Below are 17,112 nucleotides of genomic sequence, written 5' to 3'. Positions count from 1 at the left end.
GCACGGACGCTGTGTAGTCTCACGAATAGTGACTCACATCCATGTACAGTCTCATGAATTCCGACTCAATCTCAAAAATGAAGAACCGGCAAACCCTTGAAAACAAATGGCCCGCAGTCTCAAGAAATCCAGCAGTCCGACATTGTGGGGAAATGGTGGACTCAGAAAGCGAGAAGTTGACCTCAGCGCCCTCTGACACGTTTGATGATGCTCAGGGCGACGAGAGAGATCAAGCGAAAAGCGATGCGATCGCCTTGCCCTCTCATGTCGCGGGTTCAAGCACGCTCGACCGATTGGTCGACACCGCGCGCGATTTTGCCAAAGCCTCGACGGCCAAGAACACCAACAAGGCTTATGCCGCCGACTGGAAGCACTTCGCGCGCTGGTGCAGGATGAAAGGTACAGATCCCCTGCCCCCCTCGCCCGAGATGATCGGGCTTTATCTGACCGACCTGGCCGCGCCGGCTGGAAAGGCCCCTGCCCTATCGGTTTCAACGATCGACAGAAGGCTCTCCGGGCTCGCCTGGAACTATGCGCAGCGGGGTGCCACGCTCGATCGCAAGGATCGGCACATCGCCACCGTGCTGGCCGGGATCAAGCGCAAGCATGCCCGTCCCCCAGTGCAGAAAGAGGCGATCCTGCCCGAGGACATCCTCGCCATGGTCGCCACCCTACCCTTCGATCTGCGGGGCTTGCGGGACCGGGCCATCCTGCTGATCGGTTTTACGGGCGGACTGAGACGCAGTGAAATCGTCAGCCTTGATGTCCAAAAGGACGACACGCCTGACAGCGGCGGCTGGATCGAGATCGTGGAAGGTGGTGCGTTGCTGACGCTCAATGCCAAGACCGGCTGGCGCGAGGTCGAGATCGGCCGTGGGTCCGACGAAAAGACCTGCCCGGTGCATGCGCTCGAGCAATGGCTGCACTTTGCCAGGATCGACTTTGGACCGGTCTTCGTCCGCACATCGCGCGACGGGAAACGGGCACTGGACGCGCGGCTTTCGGACAAACACGTTGCCCGCCTCATCAAGGCCACCGTGCTGAAAAGCGGCATCCGGGCTGAGCTGCCTGAAAAGGAACGCCTCGCCCTGTTCTCCGGCCATTCCCTACGCGCAGGTCTCGCCAGTTCGGCGGAAGTCGATGAGCGCTACGTCCAGAAACAGCTCGGCCATGCCTCGGCCGAGATGACCCGCCGCTACCAGCGCCGCCGGGACCGGTTCCGGGTGAACCTGACCAAGGCCGCGGGGCTTTGAATACGATCAGTCTTCGTTGCTCCTGAGCGCTGTCAGTGCCGCAATGTGGCGCGGCAAATCACTGCGCGAATGCAGGATATCAACCATGATCACTTCCTCAGGCCGGTCCAGAAACACCAGGAAATGCTCCCCTGCCCTGAGATAGCGCAGATCTTCGGCCCCATCGACCAGGATCGAACAGCTTCGACTATGTGCCTGGCCATTCACGATCGCTTCGCAGCGGGAAAGCAGTTCGGATTCGTAAATGTCTGCCTGGCGATGCCCAAATTTCTCGATAGTCCAACGGGCAATCTCGACCAGGCTGCCTTCCGCGCGGCGGGTCAGCCGAAAAGACCGGCTCATGAGGTTGTCCGCGCCCTCGCAAAGGCCCGACGGACCGCTTCCATCCCGCTGCCCTCGGCCAGATCACCACGTTCCGCCTGCTGAAGACCCTCAAACAGGCCCTCCCGAATGCCGGCAAGCTGCGCCTCTTCCTGTTCGAGCAGACGGAGACCCGCCCGCATGGCTTCGCTGACATTCTGATAGCGGCCGGAGGCGACCAGTGCCTGGACCAGCTCATCCTGGGTCTCGGTGAGAACAACGTTGCGTGTCACCATGATGCAAAACTCCTCATTGGCAATATATGCCAATGCCCATAATCAATCAACATCTCACGCGGCCTGTCCACTCAACCGGCCATAGAAACTGCGCTCGAGATGCAGCTCCCCTGCCCCGGCCTTCTCGACCATACCGCGCAAATAGCCGCCCGGTGACGCAACTTCGCCCTTGGCATGCTTGTCGAAGGTCAGAACAAGCGCCGCTGTCGCGATCTGGGGCCCTAGACGATCCTGCGCGAGGTTCCAAGCATGCTCTGAGACGCCGATCATCGGCCTCAACTGCCCGGCAACCCGGTGCAAATCGCCCCAATCCCTCAAATATCCGCCCATGGTGTGCGCCCAGGATGCGAATTCAGGACAGGCCTGCATCACCGTGGGCAAATCGAGCGCTGCCCCGCGTTTTTTCCGCGCCTCAGTAACCCAATCTTCCAACTCCGTATCGATCTGCTCTTCCGGTGGCGCATTTGGCACCACGCCCGCTGCTTGCTCAGTTTCTGAGCGATTACAGGTTACAGGATTAAGTTGGGTTGTAATTAGTATATGAGGGTCAGAAATGACCTCCCTGGGGTTCATTTCTTGAGTCTCTTCACTGGCTTGCTCGATGGTTTCAGGCGTGTTTTCCACAACCTCATCCGCTCGAACTGCCTTGAGATAAGTCACCTCGACACGCTCCTGCAGCTGCCTGAACCAATCCAGGAGTCGTTCCAGCGTCTCAGAAGCCGTATTCCGGCGCGGTAGCCGAGACAGGAGATCCTCAAGCATCCCTGCGAGATGCGTCCACGGGCCTCTCAGCGCGCCACTGAGTGCCGCTTCGATCCGGGCACGGATCATACGGCGTGCGACGGTGATCTGGCGCTTCAGACGCTGGCAGAGCTCGCGTTCCGCCTGCAATTCTGCGTGCAGCTGCGCGAATTCCTCTGCGCGCGCCGAGAGCGGCGACAGATCGAATCCGTAGGCCTCGATGATCACGCTATCCGCATCCCTGCGGCCCCACCGCTTGCCATTGGGGCTGTCCTTGAAGGAAATCACGCCGATCTCCGCCAGGCGTCGTGCATGGCGTTTCAACGCAGATAGCGAGAAGCCTGTCTGTTCCATCAGGTAGGCGTTGGACGCCCAGACGATCGGCCGACGCCCCTCCTCCCAATCCTGGGCCTGCGTGAAGGCCCCGAGCGTGTCGAGAAGCAGCATATCGCCCGCCTTGAGGCCAATGTGTGCTCCAATTCGCTTAACAGCCACAAAGGCCTGTGACTTGGGAACAGCCGACTGCTCCCCTGCTTCTGCCAGCCGCTCAGCAACCGCCAAGCCAGACGTTACTTTCCGCCAACCCGAGTTTTGGTTGATATCGGACATACCTCCACTGTTCTGAGGCAGGCCTGTCCCAGTCGCTCCCTGCGGAGCATCGTTGAATTTTGTCATATTTTGCTAGCAGACAAAGAAATCCCGTTCGCTCAGAAGCGTTTTTTCTTGTGTGGCGATTCGCGGGCTGTTAGAATCTAGGTGTCAAATCTAAGATTTGCGCTTTGCGCAGCAGCCCTCGAAGCTTCGGTTTCGGGGGTTCTCTTTGTTTGCGTTCCTCCTTTCTGCTCTTCCTCAAGTGTCATCCTGCGTGTTTACAGCTGTAAACTCGGCATAGGATCGCTTAATAATTTCGGCGAGATTTCCATCAAGCCATGCAGCAAATGCCGCATTGCTGCCTGCCTTTTTAGCGGACAGTGAGACTGAACCGCGTCCAGACTTGATAATCACTCCATCGACCGGGTTGGTTTCCTTCACTCCGCTAGCCGGTCTCGCCCCCCGTTTAGCTACCTCTTTCAGAAGGTTTTCCAGACGGTCATCCGAGCTCAAGCCAGCTGCAAAATCTTCAAGCGTTTTCGAAGCCGAGCGCTCAGTGAGTTTTCCGGCGATAAATAGTTCTGCAAGAGCCGTCCACTTCGGTCGTCCTGATTTAGGAGCAGCCCCTATGAGATCGCCTATTTTGATGGGAATGTTCTGAGTCACTTTCGTGAGGTGCGAAAGGCCAGACTTTGACAAATTCAAAACTTGCCTGACGGTCGAAGCGTCATGGCCAGCGTCCATTATGGCTTCGGCAAAGCGTGCTTTTTCATAGAAAGACAGGTTTCGGCGCGCGGCGTTTTCGAGACCCTTAGCGAGAAGCGCTGTTGCATCATCGATGTCCTGAACATTTGCTCTCACTTTCAATCCGAGTTCACTGCATGCCTTCAGTCGCCGCCGGCCAAATATGGCTTCATACCGTCCGTTTACTTTTGACTTTCGAACCAAGATGGGGACCTGCTGTCCTCCGTCACGAATACTATTCTTTAGCGCCTCAAAACTGTCGTCATCATCATCCTGGTTTACAGCTGTAAACTCACTGAGCCGGTCAGTCGGTCCCCAATCATCGATAAGACTGGGGTCGATCTCGCGAATTGACGCTAGCGACCCATGAAGAGCGCCAAGGGCAGGGGCACTTGTCTTGGGTGGTGACTCTTTCTGCATTGTGCCGGACCGGGCGATCGTGCTGGCAATTCCGGTCATATCCTGTAGTGATTTTCTAGCCATTATGAACGTCCCCACGATTGATGAATCATGCGCTCCACTTCTTTGCCGACCGCGTCCATGGATCCCTTGGCACGATCGTAGGTTGCCCGCGTCATTTCAGAACGAACCACCTCGTAGATCGATTGTTTGAGCATCGTGGCATCACTGATTGCAGTGCTTTTTAATGCGGTCGCCGACATAACCCGGTCTTGAAACAGTGCTCGCATAAAGGAAGAGAGTTGCTGAGAGGGGATATCAGTGGGTTCATCCCGAGTGATCAGAAACTTGAAGTGGTCATACTCTAATGTTGCCCCTGCATCTTCTATGACGCCCATGTAAGCGCCAGCGAGTTCCAGAAACTGTGCGGTTGAGGAAACATCCAGCATTGATGGAGTCAGCGGCACGATCAGCGAACTTGCGGCGGCCATACCTGCAATCGTCAGAAACCCTAGCTGTGGAGGGCTATCGACAAGCACGATGTCGAAGTCATCCTCAACTTGCATCAGAGCATTTCTGATCCGGGTGAAAAACGGTTGCTCAGGGTTGGAATGAACCGCCGATTCCGTCTCAAATTCGGAGAGTATCAGCCTGGAAGGTGCAACATGAAGCCCCGGAAAATACGTAGGCACGACGACGTCACTCATACCAACAGGGTCTTCGTACCGGATGGCGTCATAGATCGTTAGCCCATCGAACTCGATTTCCGGGCTGATGCCGCACATGGATGTCAAAGAGCCCTGCGGATCGAGATCAACGACTAAAATTCGGTATCCACGCAGCGCGAAGTAGTGGGCGAGATGAATGGTCGTCGTACTCTTGCTGCTTCCGCCTTTGAAATTCATCAATTGCCAGACTTGGAGTTTTTCCTCTTCTGAACGAGACGGCACATAGCGACCTTTCTTGCGTGAGGATTGCTCAAGGATAGCACGCGCGTTCCAAACTTCATGAGCAGTGTAGTAACGTCGGCCACCTCGTATATCGCTAGGCTCTGGTACCGTCTTTTCGGCGTGAACCTTTCGCATAAATTGTCCGGACACACCCAAAAGTTCAGCAACTTCTGGGGCTGAGAACTTCCGTAGAGATTTTGTATTATCAGGCGCGAACGCAGCAAGAAGATGTTCTCGAATTGCGGCGTTGAGACGTTCGGAGATTTCTGTCGCGAGACTTGAAGGTCGTTCAGTAGCCAGCGGTGTCACGGGAATCATCTGGTTGCCTCAATTTAAAAAACATGGCCTTTTTCGCGCCACTTGAGGGTAGAAGCTGTGATTCACGTGCTTAAGTCAAGGATTTTGGCCTATTTAGTGTCTAACTAAGCCAACTAACGCTATATGCACTGCAGAAGATCAAATCCGTTTACAGTTGTAAACCCGTTAGCCTGGAAATAAGCCTGCTGACTCTTGCGTCGCACAGTGTCCATGATTCGAATTGAACAAACTAGAATTTTGAAGTCACCTTGAAACTTGGCCTGAGACGAACAGCATTCAATTAATCGTATTGAACCGTCTTCGCCTCTTTATAAGTACTGAATTAATTCAACTTCAGCAGAGTAGGGCAGGGGGGTCTGGAATCTGGCCATGGGAGGACCCGACATTTGCGCAAACATTGGCAAGCAATCAAATTCCAGCACTGCGGTTTAGTGTTTCATAAGGAATACCGAAAGGAACCGAAGGGGCGGGACCGAGCAGTCAAACAAGATGTTTACGCAGAAAACTAATGCACCGCAGGGCAGGGCAGGGCAGGGGAGCATTTTCGCACGTAAGAAGCGCCTCAAATGGGGTAGGGGACTAACTAGACATCGTCTTTGTTTCTGATACGAACTTCGCAACAATTCCAACATATCGGTCCGAGCGACATGTAGGCGATCTACAAACGCCCGAGGACCAGCCAAGTCGCATCCGCATCACCCGGTTTATCCCTATCTGTCGGGGCAGATGACCATCGACCGGCCGAACCAGGTCTGGTGTGCTGACATCACCTTCATCCCCGTCAAGTGCGGCTTCCTCTACCTCGTGGCGATCATGGGCTGGGCGAAGCGGAAAGTGCTGAGCTGGCGACTGTCGAACACGATGCACGCCGACTTTTGTGTCGAGGCGTTGACAGACGTTTTTGGCAAGTTCGGTCCGCCGAAGATAGTGAACACCGACTAGGGCAGCCAGTTCACCGGATTGGTCTGGGTCCCCACCCTGACCGAGGTCGGGGAGCGCATCCCGATGGATGGCCGGGGCGCTGCATGGACAACATTTTCATTGAGCGGCTGTGGCGCTCGCTCACGCGGGAGGCGGTCTATCTCGAAGAAATCGCCGACGGCTTCCAGGCCAAGCAGATAATCTGCAACTGGATGACCTTCTACAACTCCGAAAGACACCATTCTTCGCTTGAGCGCAGAACACCAAAGGAGGCATATTGGCAAGGTCGAAATCAGAAATTGGCGGCATGAAACCTAATCCGGATGCATCTTATATCAGCGGCTGAACTGTCCGGAAAACCGGGACCACTTTAGCATGACTTCTTTTGGAAAGCGGTGACCTTTAAACGGGTTACGGCGTGGCAAAATTCGTCCTCCTTATCCAAACGATCACACCAAAAACGAGATTAATGCAACGGACCCCCAGTAGGGGACGTCGTTCAATTGACAAATTTTTTGGATGCTGTCAGTTTATTAATCAAGCCTTGGGTTGAGGCATCCTTGTCGTTGGACGGCGCTCCCTGGACCATGGGCAACAGCGTGTTGGCAAGCTCCTTGCCAAGCTCCACGCCCCACTGGTCGAAGGAGTTGATGCCCCAGATGGCGCCCTCGACAAAGACCCGGTGTTCATAGAGCGCGATGATCTGACCCAGGGTGAACGGAGAGAGTTTCGGATAGGCCAGCGTGATGGACGGGCGGTTGCCCGGAAAGGTGCGGTGTGCCGCCCGGACCGGCAATTGCGCGCCTTCGAATCCGAGGCGGGCGACGATCTCCTTGGCCTCGTCGAAGGTCCGACCAAGCATCAGCGCTTCGGATTGTGCCAGGCAGTTGGCTTTCAACAGATCATGATGCACGCGCAGCGCGGGTTCATGGCCCTCGGCGGCGATCAGGAATTCGGCTGGGATGACCTCGGTGCCCTGATGCAGAAGTTGATAGAAAGCGTGCTGGCCGTTGGTGCCGGGCTCGCCCCAGACGACCGGCCCCGAGCCGCGCCCAAGTTCGGCGCCGCCCATTGACACACTCTTGCCGTTGCTCTCCATGTCGAGCTGTTGCAGGTAGGCGGGCAGGCGCGATAGCCGCTGATCGTAGGGCAGCACAGCGCGGGTGGGATAGTGACAGATATTGCGGTGCCAGAGGCCCACCAGCGCCAGCAGGACCGGCAGGTTGCGGCCATGAGGCGCCGATTGGAAATGCCGGTCCATGGCGTGACCGCCGGACAGGAATGCGCGGAAATTACTGGGCCCGATGGCCAGCATGATCGGCAGGCCCACGGGGCCCCAGAGCGAATAGCGCCCGCCGACCCAGTCGGCGAAACCGAAGACGCGCGCGGGGTCGATGCCCATCGCAGCGGTCTTATCCAGCGCGGTGGAGACGGCGGCCAGATGGGCGCTGACATCCTCCCCGACTCCTGCGCGCAGCCAGTCGATGGCGGTTGCGGCATTGGTCATGGTTTCGATCGTGGTAAAGGTCTTGGACGCGATGATGATGAGCGTGCTTGCCGGGTCGAGATCGCGCAGCGTGTCGGTGACATGGGCACCGTCCACGTTCGACACGAAATGGCAGCGCGGCCCGTCGTGATAGGGCGCCAGCGCCAGCGTCGCCATCGCCGGGCCCAGATCCGAGCCGCCGATGCCGATATTGACCACGTCGGTAAAGGCCCGGCCCTTGGCGGCGGTAATCTTGCCGGATCGGATGCCGTCGGCAAACTGTTCCATCCGCAAGAGCGTATCGGCAACGCCGGGCCGCACGTCCTGACCATCGACCAGCAAGGGCGTGGCCTCGTTGGTGCGCAGGGCGGTGTGCAGAACGGAGCGGTTCTCGGTCGTGTTGATCTTGTCGCCCCGGAACATGGCATCGCGTTTCTGGGCAACGCCCGTGTCTTCGGCCAGCCGGATCAGGAGCGAAAGCGCCTCGGCGTCGATATTTGTCTTGGAGAGGTCCAGAAGCATGTCGTCGGCTTCGGCCGAGAACATGTCAAGCCGCGCCGGATCGTCGAAGAGCGAGAGAATTGCGCGGTCCTGCGTCGCGGCGCGGTTCTGCGCCAGTGTGTTCCAGATATCGCTCATCTTTCGTTCCCGAGTTTCGCGGCCTCGCGGGCCAGTGCCTCGATGCCTGCCCAGTTCCCGGCGGTTACCATATCCGCTGGCGCGACCCAGCTGCCGCCTGCGCACAGCACGTTGGGCAGGCTCAGGTAACTTTCGGCATTTTGCGGGCTGACCCCGCCGGTGGGGCAGAAGGTGATCTGGGGCAGGGGGGCGCCGATGGCCTTGAGGGCGGGAGCGCCGCCGGAGGCCTCGGCGGGGAAGAACTTGAGCATGTCGTAGCCCCGCGCCAGCAGGCGCATCGCCTCGGAGGCGGTGGCGGCCCCGGGCAGGAGCGGCAGGCCCTCGTTTTCGCAGGCATCCAGCAACAGGTCAGTGGCACCGGGGGACACGCCGAAGGTCGCGCCAGCAGCCTTGGCGGCACGGACATCTTCGGGGGTCACCAGCGTTCCGGCACCCACGAAGCCGCCCGGCACCTCGGCCATGGCGCGGATTGCATCCAGCGCGGCGGGGGTGCGCAGGGTGACCTCCAGCGCGGGCAGGCCGCCGGCAACCAGGGCCTCGGCCAGGGGGCGGGCATGGCGCGCGTCCTCGATCACCAGAACGGGGACAATCGAGGCCAGCGCGCAGATTCGACGGGTTTCGTGGCTTGCGTCATGGGGCGTAAGGGGCATGGATCAGCCTCCAAAGATCGTGGCACCGGCAGTGGCGGCGCTGACAGTGTTGCGGAAGGTCGCGAAAAGCTCGCGCCCGGTGCCCGCCTGATTGGCGGTGAGATCGGGGGTGGCGACGAGGCGGTCGGCCACGCCCTCGGCGAGGATCTCCAGAACCCCGGCCACCGCATCGACGCGGACAAGATCGCCATCCTGCAGCTGCGCGATCGGGCCACCATCGACAGCCTCGGGGCAGACATGGATCGCGGCGGGTACCTTGCCTGACGCACCGGACATACGCCCGTCGGTCACTAGCGCCACCTTTTGCCCGCGCCCCTGCAGGATCGACAGGATCGGGGTCAGGCTGTGCAGTTCCGGCATGCCGTTGGCCTTTGGCCCCTGGAAACGGACCACAACCACCAAATCGCCGGTCAGTTCGCCCGCCTTGAAGGCCGCGTTGACCTCCCCCTGGTCGTGAAACACTCGCGCGGGGGCCTCGACCACCTGATGCTCGGGCGCGACCGCCGAGACCTTAATCACCGCCGTGCCCAGCGAGCCCGTGAGCCGTTTGAGACCGCCGGTCGGCTGGAACGGAACCTTCGCGGGACGCAGGATCTTCTCATTGAGGCTTTCGCCCGCCCCGGCGCGCCAGCTGAGCGTGCCATCGGCATAGCGGGGTTCTTGCGTGTAGTGCTCAAGCCCGGTGCCCGCGATGGTGCGCGTGTCGGCATGCAACAGACCCGCGCCCAGAAGCTCTCCGATCATGTAGCCCAGCCCGCCTGCGGCGTGGAAATGGTTCACATCGGCCAGCCCGTTGGGATAGACCCGCGCCATCAGCGGCGTTACCTCGGATAAGTCCGAGAAATCCTGCCAGTCCAGCACGATCCCGCCAGCACGTGCCATGGCGACGAGGTGGATCAGCAGGTTGGTCGACCCGCCCGTGGCATTAAGCCCGACGATACCGTTCACGAACGCCTTTTCGTCGAGGATGCTGCAGACCGGCGTGTAATCGTTGCCCAAAGCGCTGAGGTTGAGCGCTCGCTTGGCGCCTTCGCGGGTGAGCGCATCGCGCAGATCCGTGTTGGGATGCACAAAGCTGGCCCCCGGCAGGTGCAGGCCCATGAACTCCATCAGCATCTGGTTGGTGTTGGCGGTGCCGTAGAAGGTGCAGGTGCCGGGGCCGTGATAGGCGGCCATTTCGGCCTCCATCAGCCTGTCGCGGCGGCATTCCCCGGCGGCGAATTGCTGACGCACCTTGGATTTTTCGTCATTGGGCATGCCGCTTTGCATCGGTCCGGCGGGCAGGAAGACCGCCGGCAGATGACCGAAGGCCTGCGCCGCGATCACCAGCCCCGGCACAATCTTGTCGCAGACACCAAGGAATACGGCGGCATCGAACGTATTGTGGCTGAGCGCCACCGACGCGGCCAGTGCAATGACGTCGCGGGAGAAAAGCGACAGCTCCATCCCCGCCTCGCCCTGCGTGACGCCATCGCACATCGCAGGCACACCGCCCGCGACCTGCGCGGTGCCGCCTACCTCGCGCGCGGCGGCGCGGATCAATTCGGGGAAGCGTTCAAAGGGCTGGTGGGCCGACAGCATGTCATTATAGGTGGTGACGATACCGAGATTTCCTGCGCTGACCTCACTCAGCCGGTCCTTGTCCGGGCCGGAGGCCGCGTAGGCATGAGCCTGACCGCTGCATGAAAGATGTGCCCGGGCCGGGCCTTTGATCCGCGCCGCTTCCATGCGTTTCAGATATGCCGCCCGCGAGGTCTCGCTTCGGGTGATGATTCGGTCGGTGACGCGCAGAACGGTGTCGGTTGGGGGGGTCATAACTGCCCTCGCTGATTTTGTGTAGCAGTCAGCATGTCCGGTCGCTGAACTGTGGCATTGAATATGATGTGATTTTGCATGATCAGACCTCAATCTCGCGCCAGCGCCTGCCGCCCCGATGCAACAGCATCAGCGCGTCGTCGGGCCCGGACCCCCCTGCGTCGTAGGACACCGGAGCCGTTTCCGACTCTTCCCAGCCTTTGATGATCGGATCGATCCAGGCCCAGGCCGACTCGACCTCGTCACCGCGCATGAAGAGCGTCTGGTCGCCGCGGATCACGTCCATGATCAACCGCTCATAGGCATCCTGGGCCTCGGCGTGAGACCCGAGCGCATCGGCAAAGGTCATGTCAAGCGACACTTCTGCCAAACGCATGCCCCCGGGACCGGGTTCCTTGATCGTCGTGCGCAGGGTGATGCCCTCATCCGGTTGCAGGCGGATGATCAACGCATTGCCGCGATGCTTTTCCATCTTGGGAAAAATCATGTGTGGCGGATCGCGGAACACCACCACGATTTCAGACGTTCTTGCCCGCAGTTTCTTGCCCGTGCGCAGATAAAAGGGGGTCCCCGCCCACCGCCAGTTGCCGACATTGACCTTCATGGCGACAAAGCATTCCGTCTGGCTGTTCGGATCACCGGCGTGATCGCGGTAACTGCCCTCACCGTTGCGGTCGCGGTATTGTCCGCGCACGATATCGGACGGGGCGACAGGTTCCAGGGCTTCGATCACCTTGACCTTTTCATCCCGCACGGCGTTTGGCTGAAACCGCGAGGGGGGCTCCATTGCAGTGAGGCACAGAAGCTGCATCAGGTGGTTCTGCACCATATCGCGCATCGCGCCGGAGCGGTCGTAATATTCGCCCCGTCCCTCGACGCCCAGGCTTTCGGCGACGGTGATCTGCACGTGGTCGATATGGGTAGAATTCCACAGCGGTTCCCATAGCGAGTTGGCAAAACGCAGCGCCATCAGGTTCTGAACGGTTTCCTTGCCGAGATAGTGGTCGATCCGGTAGATTTGATGCTCGTCAAAGCTTTGCCGAAGGCTGGCATTCAGTGCCCTGGCAGAGGCCAGATCATGGCCAAAGGGTTTTTCGACCACGATCCGGCTGTCAGGCGTGGCGATCCCGTTCTCGTTTAGTCGGGCGGCAATTTCTCCGAATAGCGAAGGTGACACCGACAGATAAAATGCCCTTACCGCATCGGGCCGCATGAACCCTGCCAGATCCCCCCAGCCCTGATCCCCTTTGACGTCAACGCAGACATAGCTGAGCTTTTCCAGGAAGCGTTCAAGCAGGCCTGTCTGCTCGGCCGCGCGCGGCGCGAATTCCAGCAGACTGTCCCGAATCACGCCGCGAAAGGCGTCATTGTCCATCTCGGAGCGCGCGGTTCCGACGATCCGCGCCTCTTCGGGCATCTGTCCCACGGTAAAACGGTGGAACAGGCCGGGCAGGATCTTGCGGCGGGCAAGATCACCTGTCGCTCCAAATATGATCAGATCGAATGGATCGACCGGAATGACACGCGATACCATCGGTCAGCTTGCCAGTTTCAGGTGATTGCGATCCTGCAAAAGCGCGCCCATCCGCAGACCGGTATCAACCATCCGGTTGGAAAAGCCCCATTCGTTGTCATACCAACTGACGATGCGCACCATCCCCCCTTCTGTAACGGTTGTCTGGGCCGGGGCAAAACAGGATGAATGCGGATCATGGTTGAAGTCAATCGAGACAAGCGGTGCGTCTTCGTAGGATAGGATGGCAGCAAGATCGCCATTGGCCGCAGTCTCAAGCGCGGTGTTCACCGCGTCCCTGGTCGCGGGTTTTTCCGGCATGAAACACAGATCGACCATCGAGACGTTCAGCGTCGGGACGCGGACCGCAGACCCTTCAAGGCGGCCTTTGAGCTGTGGCAGCACCAGCGAAATCGCACGCGCCGCACCGGTCGAGGTGGGCACCATCGACGAGGAAGCGGCCCGGGCGCGGTAGAGATCTCGGTGGCTGGTGTCGTGGGTGGGCTGATCCCCGGTAAAGGCATGTATCGTGGTCATGTAGCCGGTCTTGATGCCGAATTCCCGATCCAGAACCATGGCGACGGGCGCAAGGCAGTTGGTCGTGCAGGAGGCGTTGGAGACGATCACATCGTCAGCGGTCAGGTCCCGGTGATTGACGCCGTAGACGATTGTCCGGTCCGCATCCTTGCCCGGTGCCGAAATCAGCACCCGTTTCGAGCCGTTCTGCAAGTGCAGCGCCGCCTTGTCCCGATCGGTGAAAAGACCGGTGCATTCATATGCGACATCCACGTCGTTCCAGAGCAGTTCCGCCGGGTTGCGGATTGCGGTCAGCCGGATGCGTCGCGATCCGACCTTCAGGTGCTCGCCCTCGACCTCTACAGCCGTTTTGAGCCGCCCATGCACACTGTCGTATTTGAGCAGGTGGGCGATGGTTTCCGGCGAAGACAGGTCATTGATTGCGACGACCTCGATATCGGTGTTGCCGCTTTCGATCAGCGCGCGCAGGACGCCCCTGCCGATCCGACCAAACCCGTTGATGGCTATTTTTACTGTCATGTGACGTTCTCCGCATCATGGCCCACATCCAGGCCCAATTCCGATTGGCACCGTTACCGATACCGTTAGCGCTAACGTAACTGCAAAAATTCCAAAAATCAACTTAAAAATTCGCCCGTCCTGTTGATCGGTAATGCTTGCGCAGCCCGGCATTCTGAACAACATTGGCGCATGATCAAAAAAGCGGTCCTGAAAGATGTCGCCCGGCTTGCCGGGGTTAGTGAAATGACCGCAAGCCGGGCCCTGCGCGGCGCGCCGGATGTCTCCGAGGCCACACGGGAAAAAGTGAAAGAGGCCGCTGCAACGCTCGGCTACCAACCAAACCGGATCGCGGGCGCGCTCGCCTCGAGCAGTTCCAATCTTGTTGGCGTCGTGGTCCCGTCGCTTTCGAGTTTCGTCTTTCCCGAGGTGCTTTCGGGGATTTCGCAGGGGTTGAAAGCCAGCGCGCTGAAAGTGGTGGTGGGCGTCACAGGTTACGACCTGACGGAAGAAGAAAGCGTCATCGGCGAGATGCTGAGCTGGCAGCCATCGGGGTTGATCGTTGCGGGTCTGGAACACACCGCCCCGGCCCGGGCGTTGATGGCTGCGGCGCGTTGCCCGGTGGTCGAGATCATGGATACCGACGGCGATCCGGTGGAGCATTGCGTCGGCATCTCACATCTTCAGGCCGGTCATGACATGGCCCGGACCCTGTTACGCAGCGGTTATCGCAAGATCGGGTTCATCGGCACGAAGATGGCGTGCGATTACAGGGCGCAAAAGCGGCTTTCCGGTTTTGTCGAGGGTCTTGAAAAAGACGCCGTAACGCTCGCTGACCGTGAACTTTACGAAGGCCAGTCCTCGATCGAAACCGGGAGGGACCTGACCGCGCGGATGCTGGAGCGCTCACCCGGGGTCGAATGCATCTATTATTCCAGCGACGTGATGGCTGTGGGCGGCTACATGCATTGTCTCGCCACCGGGCTCGACGTGCCGAAAAACGTGGCGCTCGCAGGGTTCAACAATCTGCAAATCCTGCGTGGCCTGCCCATTGAGCTGGCAACCACCGATGCCCACAGGTTCGAGATTGGCGAGGCGGCGGCCGAGATTGTTCTGACGCAGCAGAAACAACGGGACAAGATCAAGCCGGTGCAGCAGACATTGGAGCCGACCGTGTATATGGGGCAGTCGCTGACGTCTCGGGATTGACGGCGAAGCGCGGTCACAAGGCGGCGGTCAACGCGGTTCTCAGCTGCTCGGTGGTCAGGACATGGGGGTTGGATTTCATCGAAGATGCCTGTCTGGCGGCGTCACAAATGGCGTCAATATCGTCAGCTTGTGAGACCCAGTTCGACAGCGGCGACAGCGTCCTCTGCGTGAGCCATTCGCCCAATTCGTCAAAGACCTGCGTGTGCGTGAGGCCGGTTGCCGAGGACATGGATTTGCGAATGTAGTCGTATTTCGCCGTCTCCATCTTGGCCTGTCTGCAGAGCTCTGAATTTACCTTCAGGACAGGGCCAAGCAGCCTTGCACATATCAAACCATGCGGGGCCTTGGTGCGTCCGCCAATCGCTGCGGCAAACCCGTGAACGGCGCCCAGACCGGCATTCGACAATGCAATGCCGCCCATGAGGCTGGCATAGGATAGTTCGTCTCTGGCACAGGCGTTTTCGCCCTGTGCCAGAGTCGCAAGTGCAGCGGATGCCTTTTCGATGGCGCTTTTGCAAAGCGCGTCAAGCATCGGGTTCGCGCGCGTGGACAAGAACGGCTCGATCACCTGTGTCAACGCGTCCATTCCCGAAGACAGCGTCACGGACAAAGGCGTGCCATCCGTCAAACCCGGATCGACCAGCGCCAATTGCGGGAACATCCGCTCATCCCGCAAACTTGCCTTGAACTGTGCCTCGGGGCAGGCAACAACCGCGTTCTTTGTGACTTCGGCACCTGTTCCGGCGGTTGTGGGTATCGCCGTGAAATGCAGGGGCATCGCTTCGAGACGGGCCCCCGAACCGATAATTTCCAGATACTCCAGTATGTCGCCATCTTGCGGAACAAGCGCGGCTGCGGCCTTGCCCAGATCAATCACCGATCCACCGCCTACGGCCACGACCTGCGCCACATGGCTGTTGCGGCCAAGATCGGTCACGGCCCGGATATCGGCAAGCGTGGGTTCTCCCTGCGTGCGATGTTCCACGACCTCCATGCCAGCTTTTTCCAGACGCGCGCGGAATTCATCGACCCACTCGACGCTGTTGCCGCGCACCAGCAACAGCCGCGCGCCCTGGGGCAGCACCAGCGGCACCGCCTCATCGGCGGTACCACGGCCAAAAAGGATCTTTCCGGCGGTCTGAAAAACGAAGGGTTGCATATGGTGCGTCACCAGAGGGTTACGTGTTACTTGTATACCGCTGCGCCATCTCGGCCAATGGCACCGGTTTGAGACGATGGGCGCGACCCGCCGCGCCAAACTGTTCGTTCCGGTCACGACAGACACGCGACATGGCTGCGATCCCCGGTGCAAGATACTTGCGGGGATCAAATTCGCCGGGGTTTTCATCAAAGACCTTGCGGATCGCGCCGGTCAGCGCCATGCGCAGATCGGTATCGATATTCACCTTGCGCACACCATAGCGAATTCCGTTCTGAATCTCCTCGACCGGCACGCCCCAGGTCGGGGCGATGTCACCGCCATGGGCATTGATGATGTCCTGCAGATCCTGCGGCACCGACGATGAACCGTGCATCACCAGATGGGTGTCCGGCAGCCGTTCGTGGATCTGCCGCAGCCGGTCGATCGCCAGGATCTCTCCATCGGGTTTGCGGGTGAACTTGTAGGCGCCGTGCGACGTTCCGATGGCCACGGCAAGCGCATCCACGCCGGTCAGCCGGACGAATTCAGCCGCTTCCTCGGGATCGGTCAACAGCTGGTTTCGGCTGAGCTCTCCGTCGAACCCGTGCCCGTCCTCGACCTCGCCCCGCCCGGTTTCCAGCGAGCCCAGATGCCCGATTTCGCCTTCGACCGACACGCCGATCAGATGCGCCATCTCGACAACCTTCGCGGTCACCTGGGCGTTTTCCGAGAAATCAGCCGGGGTCTTGCCATCCGCCCTGAGCGAGCCGTCCATCATGACCGATGAAAACCCGTTGGTGATGGCCGACATGCAAGTGGCGGGCGAATTGCCGTGATCCTGGTGCATGCAGACCGGGATATGGGGATAGAGGTCGATTGCCGCGCGGATCAGATGTGACAGCACGATGTCGTTGGCGTATTGGCGTGCGCCACGGCTGGCTTGCATGATGACCGGACTGTCTGTGGCATCCGCCGCGGCCATGATCGCCAACATCTGTTCCATGTTGTTCACGTTGAAGGCCGGTAGCGCATAGCCATGTTCGGCGGCATCGTCGAGCAACTGGCGCAAGGAAATGAGTGCCATGTATTTGTCTCCTGTAAGGTCGTGACC

16 protein-coding genes are annotated in these 17,112 nt (G+C 59.5%); 4 read left to right on the top strand and 12 right to left on the bottom strand.

Features of this window, described 5'->3' with window-relative positions:
- The first annotated feature begins 152 nt into the window (after positions 1 to 152).
- Entirely contained in the window at positions 153 to 1,253 is a 1,101-nt protein-coding gene (locus AAFO92_RS15585) for a tyrosine-type recombinase/integrase (RefSeq protein WP_347536604.1), read from the top strand.
- 6 nt (positions 1,254 to 1,259) lie between these two features.
- On the opposite strand, the gene AAFO92_RS15580 is transcribed toward AAFO92_RS15585, so the two are convergent.
- The 5 genes from AAFO92_RS15580 to repA form a co-directional block, all read right to left on the bottom strand.
- Entirely contained in the window at positions 1,260 to 1,595 is a 336-nt protein-coding gene (locus AAFO92_RS15580) for a type II toxin-antitoxin system RelE/ParE family toxin (protein WP_347536602.1), read from the bottom strand.
- A complete protein-coding gene (locus AAFO92_RS15575) occupies positions 1,592 to 1,849 on the bottom strand; it encodes a type II toxin-antitoxin system ParD family antitoxin (protein ID WP_347536600.1) in 258 nt (85 codons plus the stop codon). The genes AAFO92_RS15580 and AAFO92_RS15575 overlap by 4 nt, the downstream gene beginning before the upstream one ends.
- A 54-nt stretch (positions 1,850 to 1,903) precedes the next feature.
- Positions 1,904 to 3,199 (bottom strand): plasmid replication protein RepC, encoded by a 1,296-nt coding sequence (repC, locus tag AAFO92_RS15570; protein ID WP_347536598.1) that lies wholly within the window; start codon positions 3,197 to 3,199, stop codon positions 1,904 to 1,906.
- A gap of 240 nt (positions 3,200 to 3,439) precedes the next feature.
- On the bottom strand, positions 3,440 to 4,408 hold the full coding sequence (gene repB, locus AAFO92_RS15565; RefSeq protein ID WP_347536596.1) for a plasmid partitioning protein RepB: 969 nt from the start codon (positions 4,406 to 4,408) through the stop codon (positions 3,440 to 3,442).
- Positions 4,408 to 5,592, bottom strand: a complete 1,185-nt coding sequence (repA, locus tag AAFO92_RS15560) for a plasmid partitioning protein RepA (RefSeq protein ID WP_347536594.1) — start codon at positions 5,590 to 5,592, stop codon at positions 4,408 to 4,410. The genes repB and repA overlap by 1 nt, the downstream gene beginning before the upstream one ends.
- Before the next feature lie 726 nt (positions 5,593 to 6,318).
- Between repA and AAFO92_RS15555 the strand changes: the two genes are divergently transcribed.
- A complete protein-coding gene (locus tag AAFO92_RS15555; protein WP_347536592.1) occupies positions 6,319 to 6,534 on the top strand; it encodes a DDE-type integrase/transposase/recombinase in 216 nt (71 codons plus the stop codon).
- Positions 6,535 to 6,617: 83 nt separating this feature from the next.
- Entirely contained in the window at positions 6,618 to 6,824 is a 207-nt protein-coding gene (locus AAFO92_RS15550; protein ID WP_347536590.1) for an integrase core domain-containing protein, read from the top strand.
- A gap of 188 nt (positions 6,825 to 7,012) precedes the next feature.
- On the opposite strand, the gene pgi is transcribed toward AAFO92_RS15550, so the two are convergent.
- The 5 genes from pgi to gap form a co-directional block, all read right to left on the bottom strand.
- The gene (gene pgi / locus AAFO92_RS15545) at positions 7,013 to 8,638 is read right to left on the bottom strand and encodes a glucose-6-phosphate isomerase (RefSeq protein WP_347536588.1); all 1,626 of its coding nucleotides are present in this window, start codon (positions 8,636 to 8,638) and stop codon (positions 7,013 to 7,015) included.
- Positions 8,635 to 9,288: a bifunctional 4-hydroxy-2-oxoglutarate aldolase/2-dehydro-3-deoxy-phosphogluconate aldolase gene (locus AAFO92_RS15540; RefSeq protein WP_347536586.1), complete on the bottom strand. Its 654-nt coding sequence runs from the start codon at positions 9,286 to 9,288 to the stop codon at positions 8,635 to 8,637. Before AAFO92_RS15540 ends, pgi begins: the two co-directional genes overlap by 4 nt.
- Positions 9,289 to 9,291: 3 nt before the next feature.
- Positions 9,292 to 11,103 (bottom strand): phosphogluconate dehydratase, encoded by a 1,812-nt coding sequence (gene edd / locus AAFO92_RS15535; RefSeq protein WP_347536584.1) that lies wholly within the window; start codon positions 11,101 to 11,103, stop codon positions 9,292 to 9,294.
- An 82-nt stretch (positions 11,104 to 11,185) separates the two neighbouring features.
- Entirely contained in the window at positions 11,186 to 12,637 is a 1,452-nt protein-coding gene (zwf, locus tag AAFO92_RS15530; RefSeq protein WP_347536582.1) for a glucose-6-phosphate dehydrogenase, read from the bottom strand.
- 3 nt (positions 12,638 to 12,640) lie between these two features.
- The gene (gene gap, locus AAFO92_RS15525; protein ID WP_347536580.1) at positions 12,641 to 13,672 is read right to left on the bottom strand and encodes a type I glyceraldehyde-3-phosphate dehydrogenase; all 1,032 of its coding nucleotides are present in this window, start codon (positions 13,670 to 13,672) and stop codon (positions 12,641 to 12,643) included.
- Positions 13,673 to 13,843: 171 nt separating this feature from the next.
- Here gap and AAFO92_RS15520 point away from each other — a divergent pair, with 171 nt between their 5' ends.
- The gene (locus tag AAFO92_RS15520; RefSeq protein ID WP_347536578.1) at positions 13,844 to 14,860 is read left to right on the top strand and encodes a LacI family DNA-binding transcriptional regulator; all 1,017 of its coding nucleotides are present in this window, start codon (positions 13,844 to 13,846) and stop codon (positions 14,858 to 14,860) included.
- A 13-nt stretch (positions 14,861 to 14,873) separates the two neighbouring features.
- On the opposite strand, the gene AAFO92_RS15515 is transcribed toward AAFO92_RS15520, so the two are convergent.
- Positions 14,874 to 16,019, bottom strand: coding sequence for an iron-containing alcohol dehydrogenase (locus AAFO92_RS15515; protein WP_347536576.1), 1,146 nt, complete (start codon positions 16,017 to 16,019; stop codon positions 14,874 to 14,876).
- A gap of 19 nt (positions 16,020 to 16,038) precedes the next feature.
- Positions 16,039 to 17,085, bottom strand: a complete 1,047-nt coding sequence (fba, locus tag AAFO92_RS15510) for a class II fructose-bisphosphate aldolase (RefSeq protein WP_347536574.1) — start codon at positions 17,083 to 17,085, stop codon at positions 16,039 to 16,041.
- Between the last annotated feature and the right edge of the window lie 27 nt (positions 17,086 to 17,112).

Origin of the sequence: Roseovarius sp. CAU 1744 (assembly GCF_039839345.1) — a bacterium.
GTDB lineage: Bacteria > Pseudomonadota > Alphaproteobacteria > Rhodobacterales > Rhodobacteraceae > Roseovarius.
This window is presented reverse-complemented; position numbering and strand designations above follow the sequence as displayed.